The following is a 12,636-nucleotide window of genomic DNA, read 5'->3' as shown; positions in this document are numbered from 1 at the left end:
AAGGGATTGAGTTCCGCGACGGTCTCCGTCACCTTCAAGCCGCCGCCTGATCAAGCGTCACCAACTTCTGCGCATAATTCGACAAACGGGACTAATGGCAGTCCCCGGATGCGACCTCCGATCTCGTCGACGAGGGCCATGTGATCGGGCGGCATCGCACGGTACACCTTATGTACGAGACCCAGTTGATCGCGCGGTAGAAACGGCGCTTCAAGCGCATGACGGACAGTGAACATGCCTAGCCTGCCGCGCCCAATCTGGTGGCGCAGGACTTCACGGCGGATGGCCGGGACAGAAAATGGGGAGCAGACATCTCCTACATCTGGACGGCAGAGGGCTGGCTCTACCTTGCCGTCGTGCTGGGCCTGTTCTCTCGGCGCGTCGTCGGTTGGGCCACGAGTGATCGTCTGAAGCGCGATCTGGCAGTCGAAGCGTTGCGCCGTGCTCTCGTGGCTCGCAACCCCGCGCCGGGGCTGGTTCACCATTCCGACTGCGGGTCGCAATACTGCTCTGTGGACTATCAGGCGCCGCTCCGGAAAAGGGGCCTCCTGATCTCGATGAGCGGGTGTGGGAACTGCTACAACAACGCGATGGTCGAGACGTTCTTCAAGACCATCAAGTGGGAGCTGATCCGGCCGGTCGCCTGGCAGCAGCGCGCTCAAGCCGAAAACGCCGTCGCCAAATACATCGGCGGGTTCTATAACCCCGTCAGGCGGCATTCATCGCTCGGCTTCCAGAGCTCCATCGCCTTCGCGTAAAAGGTCCGGAAAGTGAGCTAAACGCTCTCCACCAAAACCGGGCAAGTCCACCCATGCGTATCCTGCTGATCGAAGATGATGCCGTGCTGGGCGCCGCGGTGCGTGACCAGATCGCGGGCGATGTGCATTCGGTGGACTGGGTGACGCGCCTTGACGCCGCCGATGATGCGATCCGCGGCGCGGCCTATGATCTGATCCTGCTGGATCTGATGCTGCCCGATGGTCGTGGCATCCCGTTCCTGCGTCGGCTGCGCGCGCGCGGCGATGTCACCCCGGTCATCATCCTGACCGCGCTGGACCAGGTGTCCGACCGGATCGAGGGGCTGAATGCCGGGGCCGATGACTATCTGGTCAAGCCCTTCGATCTGGCCGAATTGTCGGCGCGGATCGGGTCGGTGGCGCGTCGTTATGTCGGCAATCCCAACCCGATCATCACCCACGGCACATTGGACATTGACCTTGCTGCCCGCAGCATCCGCCGCGATGGGGCGCCCGTGGCCCTGACCGCGCGCGAATGGGCCCTGTTTGAGGCGTTTCTGGCCCGGCCCGGTCAGTTGCTGTCAAAGGCACAGCTGGAAGACAAGCTTTATGCCTTCGATGCCGATATCGACAGCAACACGATCGAGGTTCACGTCAGCCGCCTGCGCAAGAAACTGGGCGCCGGGATCATTGAGACCGAACGCGGCCTTGGCTATCGGCTGGGGCCGGCATGAGGGCGCCGCGCAGCCTGCAGGGGCGGCTGGGGTTGGCCCAACATCGCGGACAGATAGGCGACGGCCTTGGCGGGGGTGGCAAGGCGGGGATAGTCGGCCTCGGGGATCGGTAGGCCAAAGCGTTTGTGCAGGGCGCTGACAAGGTTCAGGAAATCCATCGAATCAAGGCCCAGATCGACCTGCAGGTGGTCGTCATCGCCGATCGTGGCCGCATCAAGATCGGGGGCCACGGCGGTCAGGTCGGCCAGAAAGGCGCTGCGCAGATCAAGCGGGGTCATAGGTGGTCGGGCTCCTGCAAAAGGCGGTCGATCTCGGCCAGGAATGCCGCGCCGCGGCGGCCATCGCTGACCCGGTGATCGGCCGCAAGGCTGACCGTCACGGCCAGGCGCGGCTGAACGCGGCCATCGTGGATCATGGGTTTCACGCGCGGGGTGCCAAAGCCGATCAGCGCCACCTGCGGCGGATAGATCACCCCCAGCAGCGCATCCACGCCCGTCTCGCCCAGGGACGATACCGTGATCGTGCCCTGCGTCAGTTCGCTGTTGCGCAGCCGCCCGGCGCGGGTACGGGCGACCAGATCGCGCATCGCATCCATCAGCGCGTCGGTGTCCCGCGTTTCGGCGTTCAGGATCGCGGGGGCAATCAACCCGCCCCCGCGCAGCGCGATGGCCAGGCCGCAATGGACGGCGGGCGCGGGGGCGTAGGGTTCGGCCTCATACCGGCCGTTCAGTTCGGGATATCGGGCCAGCGCGCGCACCGTCGCCCGGATCAGCAGCGCGCCCATCAGCAGGCGTTGGTCCGGGGTCCGGTCCGCGTTGCGGGCGGTCAACCAGTCCTGCGCGGTCTGCAGGTCGATGTCATGGGTCAGGTAGTAATGCGGGATGTCGCGCTTGGCGCGGGCCATCGCGGCCGCGATCGCGCGGCGCATCTCGGCCATGTCCAGGCCGGGCTTGCCCTTGGGGCCGGGCGGGGTCGGTTCGGTCGGTGCCTTGGCCTGCGCCTGCCGTTCGACATCTGCCAGCAGGACCGCGCCACCGGGCCCCGAGCCCACCGCCAGGGCAATCCCCAGTTCGGCCATCCGCGCCCGTGCCGCAGGCGAGGCAAGGACAGCCCCCCGCGGTTCGGGCGCAACCGGCGCCGGGGCAGGGGCGGGGGGCGGTGTGGGCACGGGCGGGGCTGGCGGGGGGGCCTGTAGCGCGGGGGCCTGTGGCGCGGGGGCGGCGGGGGCCCCCGCTTCGGTCAGGCGGGCCAATGGGGCGCCGACCGGCAGCTGCTGGCCGGGTTCGGCCAGCAGTTCAGCCACCTCGCCCGCCGCGAAGATCTCGATCTCGATCGCGCCTTTCTGGGTTTCGACCACCGCGACCACATCGCCCTTGGCCACCCGGTCGCCGGGCTTCACCAGCCATTCGACCAGCCTGCCATCTTCCATGTCGGCGCCCAGCGAGGGCATGGTGAACAGGCTCATCCCGCCACCCCCGGCAGCGCCTTGACCGCGGCCACGATATCGGCGGCCTGCGGCAGGGCGGCGGTTTCCAGATGCTTGGCATAGGGCACCGGCACCTCGGCCGCGCAGACCCGGGCGACGGGGGCGTCAAGCTGCCAGAAGCAGGTCTCTTGCACCTGCGCGGCGATCTCGGCAGACAGCGAGCCTGTGCGCCAGCCCTCGTCCACCACCACCGCGCGTCGGGTGCGGCTGACCGAGGCGGCGATGGTCGCCTGATCCAGGGGGCGCAAGGACCGCAGGTCGATCACCTCGGCCTCGATCCCGTCGCGGGCCAGCGCCTCGGCGGCCTCCAGCGCCTTCCACAGCGAATGGGACCAGGCGATCAGCGTCACATCGCGGCCCGCGCGGCGGATCACGGCGCGGTCGATGTCCACCGCGCCGGCATTGGCGGCGATCTGGCCGGCCATGTTGTAAAGCATGACATGTTCCAGGATGATCACCGGGTCGGGGTCCTGCAACGCCGTCCACAGCATGCCGCGCGCGTCCTCCAGCGTGGCGGGCGCCACCACCCGCAGGCCGGGGACATGGGCAAAGAACGCCTCCAGCGAATGGGAATGCTGCGCGGCCAGCTGCCGCCCGGCGCCGGTCGCCATGCGGATCACCAGCGGCACGCCGAACTGCCCGTTCGACATGTGGCGGATGGTGGCGGCGGTGTTGACGATCTGGTCCAGCGCCAGAAGCGAGAAATTGACCGTCATGATTTCTACAATCGGGCGCATGCCCGCCAGCGCCGCGCCGATGCCCGCGCCGGTAAAGCCGGATTCCGACAGGGGCGTGTCGCGGATGCGATCGGGGCCGAAGTCGGCCAGAAGCCCCAGCGATACCGCATAGCAACCGCCATAGGCACCCACATCCTCGCCCATCAGAAAGACGCGGTCATCGCGCAGCATCGCCTCGGTGATGGCGGCGCGGCAGCAGTCGCGATAGGTCGTTTCAACCAGTGGCCCGGACGGGGCGGGATCGGAGGGGACGGGCGCGGGCGCGTCGGGGCGGGTTTCGGCCACGACGTGACGCAGCAGATCCTCAACCGGTTCCCACGGGGCCTGTTCGCTGGCGGCGACGGCATTTTCCACCTGGGCCGCGACCTCGGCCTCAATCGCCGCAACCTCGTCGGGATGCATCAATCCGTTGTCCAGCAACCAGGTCTGAAAGCGCGTGATGGGCGCGCGGTCGCGCCATTCTGCCACCTCGGCCTTGTCGCGGTATTTCTCGGCGTCGAACATCGAATGCGCCCGAGTGCGGTAGGTGCGACATTCCAGGAACCGCGGCCCCTGGCCCGCGCGGATCGCCTCGACCGCGCGCCGGGCGGCGGCCTCGACGGCCACCACATCATTGCCATCCACGCCTTCGGCGACCATCCCGTAGCCCGCAGCCCGGGGGACGAAATCGGTGTTCGCCTGCGCCCGCGCCACCGCCGTGCCCATGGCGTAAAGGTTGTTTTCCAGCACGAACAGCACCGGCAGGTTCCACAGCGCCGCGAGGTTCATGGATTCGTGAAATTCACCCTCGGCCAGCGCGCCATCGCCGAAAAAGCAGACCGTGACCCGGTCCTGGCCCTGCATCCTGTCGCCAAGGCCCAGGCCCACGGCCAGCGGCAGACCGCCGCCCACGATGGCATTGCCGCCATAAAGGTTGGTTTCCGCGTCGAACAGGTGCATCGACCCGCCGCGCCCGCCCGCACAGCCGGTGGCCTTGCCATACATCTCGGCCAGGGCCGATTCCATGCTTGTGCCGCGGGCCAGCGCGTGGCCATGTTCGCGGTAGGTCGACACCACCCGGTCGCGCGGGTCCAGCGCGGCGCTGATGCCGACGGCCACCGCCTCTTCGCCGTCATAAAGATGCAGGAAACCGCGGATCTTTTCCTGCGTGTAAAGCTCGAAGCATTTTTCCTCAAAGCGGCGGATGCGGATCATGCCGCGCAGCAGGTCGCGGGCGTGGGTGTGGTCCAGCTTGACCTTGGTCATCGTGCATCCCCTTCCAGCGTGGACAGATCGCCCTCAGGCAGGCCCAGTTCGCGCGCGCGCAGCAGGCGGCGCATGATCTTGCCCGATCGGGTGCGCGGCAGGCTGTCGCGGAACACGATCTCGCGCGGGGCGACGGCGGGGCCAAGGCGGGCGCGGGCATGGCCGCGCAGGTCGCGTTCCAGCGCCTCGCCCGGTTCATACCCGGCCTTGAGCGTGACGAAGGCCTTGACCACCTCTCCGGCGGTTTCGTCGGGCACGCCGATCACGGCTGCCTCGGCCACGGCGGGATGTTCGATCAGCGCGCTTTCCACCTCGAACGGGCCGATCAGATGGCCCGCGGACTTGATCAGGTCGTCCGCCCGGCCCACGAACCAGAAATAGCCATCGGCATCGCACATCGCCAGATCGCCGGTCAGATACCAGCCGCCCGCGAAGGATTTGGCATAGCGTTCCGGCTGGCCCAGATAGCCGCGCATCATCGAGGGCCAGCCCGGTCGCAGCGCCAGTTCGCCGATCTGGCCGGCGGGCTGTTCGGTCAGGACCGCGCCGTCCCGGGTCACGATCCCGGCCTCGATCCCCGGCAGGGGCTTGCCCATCGCGCCGGGCTTGATGTCCATGTCGGGGGTGTTGGCGATCATGATGCCGCCGGTTTCGGTCTGCCACCAGTTGTCATGAAACGGCAGGCCGAACACCTGCTGGCCCCAGATCACGCATTCCGCGTTCAACGGCTCGCCGACCGAGGCCAGGAACCGCAGGGCGGAAAAGTCGCGCCCCCGGGCCGCGTCCGCGCCCGCGCGCATCATCATGCGGATCGCGGTCGGCGCGGTATACCAGACCTGCACCCGTTCGCGTTCCAGAATGCCATACCAGCGGTCCAGGTCGAACTCGGCCTCATCCACCACCATCGTCACGCGGTTGCACAGGGGGGCGATCACGCCATAGCTCATCCCGGTGACCCAGCCGGGATCGGCGGTGCACCAGTAGATGTCCCCCGGATGCAGGTCCAGCGCCAGCCGCCCGGTTTCGGCATGGGCCACCACCGCGTCCTGCACATGGACCACGCCCTTGGGCAGGCCCGTCGTGCCCGAGGTGAAATGCAACAGCGCCATGTCTTCGGGTCGGGTTGCGACCGTTTCGAAGGTGGCGGGCATGGCGGCCATCGCAGGCCCCAGCGCCACACAGCCGTCAGGCGCGCCCTCGCCGATGATCAGCACCAGCTTCAGCCCCGGCATTGTGGCCCGCCAAGGTGCCACCTTGCGGCGATAATGCGCTTCGGTCGTGACCAGAACGCTGGCCCCGCCGATGTCCATCCGCGCGCGCACGGGTTCGGGCCCGAAGGCGGCAAACAGCGGGCTGACGACGACGCCCGCCTTGATCGCGCCCAAGGTTGCCGCGTAAAGCGCGGGCACCCGGCCCGCCAGCAGGAACATCCGTTCGCCGGGGCCGATGCCGTGGGCGCGCAGCACATGGGCAAAGCGCGCCGCCTCGGCCGCCAGTTCGGCATAGCTGAAGACCTGCCGCGCGCCCTCACGCCCCAGCCAGATCAGTGCGGGCTGCGCGCCGTGATCGGCCGCGACATGCCTGTCCACCGCCTCATGTGCGATGTTCAGCCCACCCCCCGGCAGGCCCGCCAGCCGCGCCCGCGCGGCCGGCCAGCCGGTGGGGCCGGGGCCTTCACCGCGCGCCCGCGCGGGTTTTGTGATACGCGCATAGACCACCGTCTCCTCCCCGAGGCGGATGAACTTTTGTCTGGCCCGGGGGCGTCCCGGACCCTGCAACTGTGGCCTGTGATGCCGGATTTGTCATTGATTCCCGTCACCCCGGCCCCCGCGCGCGCCAGATGGCTTGCCTCGGCACAAGGCGGGCGGTGGGGCGAGGGGCAAGAATCGGGCCCGTGTCACATCGCGCTGCCGACGTTTTCCTGCGCGACAGAGACCGTCTTGAGAACGGCAAAGACCGCGCGCCCCGGGGCCAGATCCAGCGCCACGGCCGAGCGTCGGGTGACCCGCGCCAAAAGCACCTCATCGCCCACCCGCAGCCGGACCAGCGCGCCGGGGCCGTCGCCCGGGGCGATCCCCTCAACCGTGGCCGACAGGATGTTCAGCGCCGAGATGTCCCGGGGGCGGCGTGTCGCCAGCATCACGTCATGGGCCAGGATGCGCAGCCGCAGCCGCGCCCCGGCCGCGGCCCGAACCTGCGGCAGCCAGATCGGCCCGCCGCCGGTTTCGAACCGGGTGAGCCCGTCATCTTCCTGCGCCACCAGCCGCGCCGAGATCATGGCCCCGGCTTCACGCGGGCCCATGGCGGGGGCCATGGCGGGGTCGGCCAGCACCGCGGCGGCGGGGCCGGTGGCGACGACGCGGCCCCCGTCCAGCAGAACGACGGTGGTGGCCAGCCGCGCCACCTCGGCCACCGAATGGCTGACGTAAAGAATGGGCAGCCGCCATTCATCGCGCAGGCGTTCCAGATAGGGCAGGATCTCGGCCTTGCGGGCCTCATCCAGGGCGGCCAGCGGTTCATCCATCAACAGCAGGCGCGGATTGGACAGGATCGCGCGCCCGATGGCCACGCGCTGCTTTTCGCCCCCCGAAAGCGCGCCGGGGCGGCGGGCCAGAAGCGGGCCGATGCCCAGCATGTCCACAACCCGGTCCAGTTCGGCCCCCGGCACCCGTGGGGCAAACCAGCGGCCATACAGCAGGTTTTGCCGCACGCTCAGATGCGGGAACAACCGCCCATCCTGAAACACATAGCCCATCCGGCGGCGATGGGGGGGCAACATCACGCCCGCCCCGGTGTCCAAAAGCACCGTTCCGTCCAGCGCGATGCGCCCCCGATCGGGGCGCAACAGCCCGGCCACGGCATTGATGACGGTCGATTTTCCCGATCCCGAATGCCCGAACAGCACCGTGACCCCGGGCGGCGCCTCAAAGGCCACTTGCAGGGCAAAGCCGGGCAGGCGGTGGTGCAGATCGACCGACAGCGTCATTGGCCCGATATCCTGCGCGCGACCGCCCGGCTGACCCATTCCGACAGCAAAAGCGCGGTCATGGCCACGCCGATGGCCACCAGAACCAGCCGGAAGGCCTGTGCCTCGCCCCCCGGCACCTGAAGAAAACCGTAGATCGCCGATGGCAGCGTCTGGGTTTGGCCGGGGATGTTCGACACAAAGGTGATGGTCGCGCCGAATTCGCCCATCGCCTTGGCAAAGGCCAGGATCGCGCCCGCCACGATGCCGGGCAGGATCAGCGGCAGCGTGATCGTGGCAAAGGCCCACAGCCGCGATGCGCCAAGGGTGCTGGCGGCATCTTCCAGCCTTGGATCCACCGCCTCGATCGCCAGCCGGATCGCGCGCACCATCAGCGGAAAGGCCATCACCCCCGCCGCAAGCGCCGCGCCGGTCCAGCGAAAGGCAAAGACGATGCCGAACCATTCGTCCAGATATTGCCCGACATAGCCCTTGCGCCCGAAGGTGATCAGCAACAGATAGCCCGTCACCACCGGCGGCAGGATCAGCGGCAGGTGGATCAGCCCGTTCAGCACCTGTTTGCCCCAGAACTGCCACCGCGCCAGCGCATAGGCGGCCAGAACCCCCAGCGGCAGGCTGACCAGCGTGGCCCAAAGCGATACGCGCAGCGACAGGGTCAGCGCGCGCCATTCCTCGGGTGTCAGCAGATCGGTCATCCGGCGCGCCCCGCGTCAGTTCAGGATGGCAAAGCCCTGCGCGGCGAATGTCGCATCGCCCAGATCGGACATCAAGGCCTCGAAGAACGCCCGGTCGGCGGCGTCCGCGGCATTGGTCAGCAGCGCGCCGGGATAGATGATCGGCGGGTGGCTGTCGGCGGGGAAAGTGGCCACGACGGTCACATTCTCGGTCGCCGCCGTATCGGTCGCAAAGACGATGCCATAGGGCGCCTCGCCGGTCGCGACCAGCGCCAGGGCCGCACGCGCGTTGTCGGCCTGCGCCACCGATGGCGCGATGGCATCCCACAGGCCCAGATGCGCCAGCGCGGCCTTGCCATACTGGCCCGCAGGCACGGAGTCGACCCTCGCCATGGCCAGCTTCTCCTCACCCAGAAGCCCCGGCAGATCAAGGTCCGGCCCGATCGTGACCGGCGCCGCATCCTGGCCATGGGCGACCAGAACCAGCGTATTGCCGAACAGATCCCGCCGCGTGCCGGCGGCGATCAGCCCGTCCTGTTCCACCGCATCCATCCAGTTCACGGCCGCCGAGACAAAGATATCCGCGGGCGCGCCCTGAATGATCTGCCGGGCCAGCTGGCCTGACCCGGCATAGCTGATCGTCACCTGATGGCCGGTGCTGTCCTGAAACCCCGCCGCTACCGCATCCAGCGCGGTTTTCATCGAAGAGGCCGCAAAGACCACCACCTCTTCGGCAAGGGCGGGGGGGGCAAGCGATGCGGCCAGAACGCAGGCAAGGGCAAGGCGGCGGGTCATGGAACGCTCCGGTCGATATTTCCTGCCGGATATATCAATCAGGCGGGCGCTGGCTGGCAAGCGTTATTGTCCGTCAAACCGTTCGCTTGCGGCCTTGGGTCGCAGCATCCGTTCCAGCGCGGCCAGCGGTTCCCCCGCCGCCGCCTCGGACCGGGCGACGACCTCTCGATACAATCGCAGCACCTCGGCGCCGGCCTCGGTCAGGCCTGCCCCGCCGCCGCCCTTGCCGCCGCGCGCGCTGGTCACAAGGGGGGCCGCAAAGGCCGCATTCATTGTCTCGACCAGCATCCAGGCGCGCTTGTAGCTCATCCCCATCTGGCGCCCGGCCGCGGCGATGGACCCGGTTTCGCGGATGCGTTCCAGCAGCTCGGCCTTGCCCGGCCCGATCATCACCCCGTCAAACAGGATGCGCAGCTTCAAGGTCGTCATGGCGATGGCTCCTTTCCCCATGCGGCGATGTTTCCCGAAGACCCCATCGCCTTCAAGGGCCTTGCCGCGCCAAAGTGTCTTTGTCGCCGGGCCGATTCGCGCTAGGCTGCCCCGCGCTTCCTGCGCAGGATCGGTGACCAGCCCCGCTGCGCCGAAGGGCAGGGGGTCGGGGGGGAACAGAATGCTGCCATCGCCCAGTCAGCATGTGACGCGCATCGAGGCCGCGATCCGGTCGGGTCAGGCGGCCCGGTCGACGGTTGCGGCATCCTGGGCGCGCTCGGCCACGCTTTACAGGCTGGATCCGGCGGCGCGGACGGTCGAAAACCGCCTGACCGCCGCGGAACTTGACCAGGCGCGCGAACGGTTGGGGGCGCTGTTGCCGACCGCGGCCCCGCATCTGGACCGATTGTTCCAGACGGTGGGCGGCCTTGGCGCCTGCATCGTGCTGGCCGATGCCGCGGGGATCGCGCTGGACCGGCGCGGCAATGCCGGCGACGACGCCGATTTTGAGGCGGCGGGCCTGTGGACCGGCACCGCCTGGTCCGAGGCGCAGGCCGGCACCAATGGCATCGGCACCTGTCTGGTCGAGGCCCGCCCCGTCACCATTCACCGCGATCAGCATTTCCTGGCCCGCAACATCGGGCTCAGCTGTTCCTCGGCGCCTGTCTTTGGCCCGGATGGCGACCTGCTGGCGGTGATCGACGTGTCCACCGCGCGCCCCGATCTGCCCGCGGCTGTCAGTGGCCTGATCGGATCGACGGTGACCGAAGCCGCCCGGCGGGTCGAGGCCGATCTGTTCAGCCAGACCTTCCCCCGCGCGCGGCTGGTGCTGGTGCCGGGGACCGACCGGGGCATCGGCGCCATGCTGGCGGTGGATGCGAATGACCTGGTGGTCGGGGCCACCCGGGGGGCGCGGCTGCATCTGAACCTGTCGGGCGATCTGCATGCCGCCCCGCGCCCGCTTGGCGATGTGCTGGGCGAGGGGGCGACCGACGGGTTTGACGATGCCGAACGCGCGGTGCTGGCGCGGGCTTTGGCGCGCACGGGCGGCAATATCTCGGCCGCGGCCCGCGCGCTGGGGCTAAGCCGGGCGACGCTGCACCGCAAGCTGGACCGACGCTGATTTGCCCCCCTGACCTGTCGCAGAGCTGCGACAGGTGCGCGCGCAAATCCCTTTCCCCCCGATGACGCAAGCCGCAAATCGGCCAAGACTTCGGACAAGGCCGCGGGGAGGCGGCCCAAGTTTCGGAGGAGGAAACCCATGAATGAGATGACCCAGAAGGCGGGCCTGACCGGCGCGCCGTTCAAGAGCCGGTATGACAATTTCATCGGCGGCAAGTTCGTGGCGCCCGTGAATGGCCGCTACATGGACAACGTGACCCCGATCACCGGCCAGAAGGTCTGCGAAGTGGCGCAGTCGGACGCGGCCGATATCGACCTGGCGCTGGATGCCGCCCATGCCGCCAAGGACGCCTGGGGCAAGACCAGCGCCGCGCAGCGGTCCAACATCCTGCTGAAGATCGCCGATGTGATGGAGGCCAACCTTGAAACGCTGGCCATGGCCGAAACCTGGGACAACGGCAAACCGATCCGGGAAACGGTAAACGCCGATATCCCCCTGTCGATCGACCATTTCCGCTACTTCGCCGGTGTCCTGCGCGGCCAGGAAGGCACGATGTCGGAAATCGACCACGACACGGTGGCCTATCACTTCCACGAACCCTTGGGTGTGGTGGGGCAGATCATCCCGTGGAACTTTTCCATCCTGATGGCGGCGTGGAAACTGGCGCCGGCGCTGGCGGCGGGCAATTGCGTGGTGATGAAGCCGGCCGAACAAACCCCGGCGGCGATCCTTGTGCTGGCGGAACTGATCGGCGATCTGCTGCCGCCGGGCGTTCTGAACATCGTCAACGGTCTGGGCGCCGAGGCGGGCAATGCGCTGGCGCGGTCGAACCGCATCGCCAAGATCGCCTTCACCGGATCGACCGCCACGGGCCGCAAGATCATGGAGGCCGCGACGGTGAACCTGATCCCCGTCACGCTGGAACTGGGGGGCAAGTCGCCCAACATCTTCTTCTCCGATGTGATGGCGCAGGATGACGCCTTCCTGGACAAGGCGGTCGAGGGGTTCGTTCTGTTCGCCTTCAACCAGGGCGAGGTCTGCACCTGCCCGTCCCGCGCGCTGATCCAGGAGGATATCTATGACGAGTTCATCGCCCGCTGCATCGCGCGTGTGAAGGCGATCAAGCAGGGCGACCCGCGCGACCCCACCACGATGGTTGGCGCGCAGGCCAGCAAGCAGCAGCATGACAAGATCATGTCCTATTTCACCATCGGCCGCGAAGAGGGCGCCGAGGTGCTGGTGGGCGGTGACGCCGCGCGCTTCAACGGCGATCTGGCGCATGGCTATTACATCCAGCCCACCATCCTGAAGGGCCACAACAAGATGCGGGTCTTCCAGGAGGAAATCTTTGGCCCCGTCGTCAGCGTGACCACCTTCAAGGACGAGGCCGAGGCGCTGGCGATCGCCAATGACACGATGTATGGCCTGGGCGCCGGGGTCTGGACCCGCGACGGCACCCGCGCCTATCGCTTTGGTCGGTCAATCGAGGCGGGTCGCGTCTGGGTCAACAACTACCACGCCTATCCCGCGCACGCGGCCTTTGGCGGCTACAAGCAATCCGGCATCGGGCGTGAAACGCACAAGATGATGCTGAACCACTACCAGCAGACCAAGAACATGCTGGTCAGCTACAACCCGAACAAGCTTGGGTTCTTCTGAAACCGATGGGGGCGGCGCGCCGCCCCCGTTC

The 12,636-nt window shown here is 68.1% G+C and carries 11 protein-coding genes and 1 pseudogene; 4 read left to right on the top strand and 8 right to left on the bottom strand.

Features of this window, described 5'->3' with window-relative positions; translation table 11 throughout:
* Positions 1 to 90 precede the first annotated feature (90 nt).
* Positions 91 to 758 (top strand): annotated as a pseudogene (locus MXB90_RS11590) (IS3 family transposase); the annotation flags it as partial.
* 53 nt (positions 759 to 811) lie between these two features.
* Complete coding sequence (locus MXB90_RS11585; RefSeq protein ID WP_250044883.1) at positions 812 to 1,471, top strand: response regulator transcription factor; 660 nt, start codon at positions 812 to 814, stop codon at positions 1,469 to 1,471.
* On the opposite strand, the gene MXB90_RS11580 is transcribed toward MXB90_RS11585, so the two are convergent.
* The 8 genes from MXB90_RS11580 to MXB90_RS11545 all read right to left on the bottom strand — a co-directional run bounded on the left by MXB90_RS11580 (position 1,450) and on the right by MXB90_RS11545 (position 9,823).
* On the bottom strand, positions 1,450 to 1,749 hold the full coding sequence (locus tag MXB90_RS11580) for an acyl carrier protein (protein WP_250044881.1): 300 nt from the start codon (positions 1,747 to 1,749) through the stop codon (positions 1,450 to 1,452). The genes MXB90_RS11585 and MXB90_RS11580 overlap by 22 nt on opposite strands.
* Positions 1,746 to 2,936, bottom strand: a complete 1,191-nt coding sequence (locus MXB90_RS11575) for a dihydrolipoamide acetyltransferase family protein (protein WP_250044879.1) — start codon at positions 2,934 to 2,936, stop codon at positions 1,746 to 1,748. The genes MXB90_RS11580 and MXB90_RS11575 overlap by 4 nt, the downstream gene beginning before the upstream one ends.
* The gene (gene pdhA, locus MXB90_RS11570) at positions 2,933 to 4,939 is read right to left on the bottom strand and encodes a pyruvate dehydrogenase (acetyl-transferring) E1 component subunit alpha (protein ID WP_250044877.1); all 2,007 of its coding nucleotides are present in this window, start codon (positions 4,937 to 4,939) and stop codon (positions 2,933 to 2,935) included. The genes MXB90_RS11575 and pdhA overlap by 4 nt, the downstream gene beginning before the upstream one ends.
* Positions 4,936 to 6,657: an acetate--CoA ligase gene (gene acsA / locus MXB90_RS11565; RefSeq protein ID WP_250044875.1), complete on the bottom strand. Its 1,722-nt coding sequence runs from the start codon at positions 6,655 to 6,657 to the stop codon at positions 4,936 to 4,938. The genes pdhA and acsA overlap by 4 nt, the downstream gene beginning before the upstream one ends.
* A 179-nt stretch (positions 6,658 to 6,836) precedes the next feature.
* The gene (gene modC, locus MXB90_RS11560; RefSeq protein WP_250044873.1) at positions 6,837 to 7,925 is read right to left on the bottom strand and encodes a molybdenum ABC transporter ATP-binding protein; all 1,089 of its coding nucleotides are present in this window, start codon (positions 7,923 to 7,925) and stop codon (positions 6,837 to 6,839) included.
* Positions 7,922 to 8,620: a molybdate ABC transporter permease subunit gene (modB, locus tag MXB90_RS11555; RefSeq protein WP_250044871.1), complete on the bottom strand. Its 699-nt coding sequence runs from the start codon at positions 8,618 to 8,620 to the stop codon at positions 7,922 to 7,924. The genes modC and modB overlap by 4 nt, the downstream gene beginning before the upstream one ends.
* A gap of 15 nt (positions 8,621 to 8,635) precedes the next feature.
* Positions 8,636 to 9,394 carry a molybdate ABC transporter substrate-binding protein gene (modA, locus tag MXB90_RS11550; protein ID WP_250044869.1) on the bottom strand — a complete coding sequence of 253 codons (759 nt, stop codon included), beginning with the start codon at positions 9,392 to 9,394 and terminating at the stop codon, positions 8,636 to 8,638.
* 63 nt (positions 9,395 to 9,457) lie between these two features.
* Positions 9,458 to 9,823, bottom strand: coding sequence for a winged helix-turn-helix domain-containing protein (locus tag MXB90_RS11545; protein ID WP_250044867.1), 366 nt, complete (start codon positions 9,821 to 9,823; stop codon positions 9,458 to 9,460).
* A 181-nt stretch (positions 9,824 to 10,004) separates the two neighbouring features.
* Here MXB90_RS11545 and MXB90_RS11540 point away from each other — a divergent pair, with 181 nt between their 5' ends.
* Both MXB90_RS11540 and adh read left to right on the top strand, forming a co-directional pair.
* Positions 10,005 to 10,946: a helix-turn-helix domain-containing protein gene (locus tag MXB90_RS11540; RefSeq protein ID WP_250044865.1), complete on the top strand. Its 942-nt coding sequence runs from the start codon at positions 10,005 to 10,007 to the stop codon at positions 10,944 to 10,946.
* Between the two features lie 138 nt (positions 10,947 to 11,084).
* Positions 11,085 to 12,605 (top strand): aldehyde dehydrogenase, encoded by a 1,521-nt coding sequence (adh, locus tag MXB90_RS11535; protein ID WP_250044863.1) that lies wholly within the window; start codon positions 11,085 to 11,087, stop codon positions 12,603 to 12,605.
* Positions 12,606 to 12,636 lie beyond the last annotated feature (31 nt).

Source organism: Phaeovulum molybdatiresistens (assembly GCF_023544865.1).
In the GTDB taxonomy this organism is placed as follows: Bacteria; Pseudomonadota; Alphaproteobacteria; order Rhodobacterales; family Rhodobacteraceae; genus Pontitalea.
The sequence above is the reverse complement of the archived record's forward strand: the minus strand, read 5'-3'. Positions and strand labels throughout refer to the sequence as shown.

Excerpts from the sequence above, each read along its gene's own strand:
- pdhA (WP_250044877.1), bottom strand. The coding sequence starts at position 4,939 with ATGACCAAGGTCAAGCTGGACCACACCCACGCCCGCGACCTGCTGCGC.
- MXB90_RS11575 (WP_250044879.1), bottom strand. The coding sequence starts at position 2,936 with ATGAGCCTGTTCACCATGCCCTCGCTGGGCGCCGACATGGAAGATGGC.
- MXB90_RS11580 (WP_250044881.1), bottom strand. The coding sequence starts at position 1,749 with ATGACCCCGCTTGATCTGCGCAGCGCCTTTCTGGCCGACCTGACCGCC.
- MXB90_RS11545 (WP_250044867.1), bottom strand. The coding sequence starts at position 9,823 with ATGACGACCTTGAAGCTGCGCATCCTGTTTGACGGGGTGATGATCGGG.
- modB (WP_250044871.1), bottom strand. The coding sequence starts at position 8,620 with ATGACCGATCTGCTGACACCCGAGGAATGGCGCGCGCTGACCCTGTCG.
- adh (WP_250044863.1), top strand. The coding sequence starts at position 11,085 with ATGAATGAGATGACCCAGAAGGCGGGCCTGACCGGCGCGCCGTTCAAG.
- MXB90_RS11540 (WP_250044865.1), top strand. The coding sequence starts at position 10,005 with ATGCTGCCATCGCCCAGTCAGCATGTGACGCGCATCGAGGCCGCGATC.
- modC (WP_250044873.1), bottom strand. The coding sequence starts at position 7,925 with ATGACGCTGTCGGTCGATCTGCACCACCGCCTGCCCGGCTTTGCCCTG.
- MXB90_RS11585 (WP_250044883.1), top strand. The coding sequence starts at position 812 with ATGCGTATCCTGCTGATCGAAGATGATGCCGTGCTGGGCGCCGCGGTG.
- modA (WP_250044869.1), bottom strand. The coding sequence starts at position 9,394 with ATGACCCGCCGCCTTGCCCTTGCCTGCGTTCTGGCCGCATCGCTTGCC.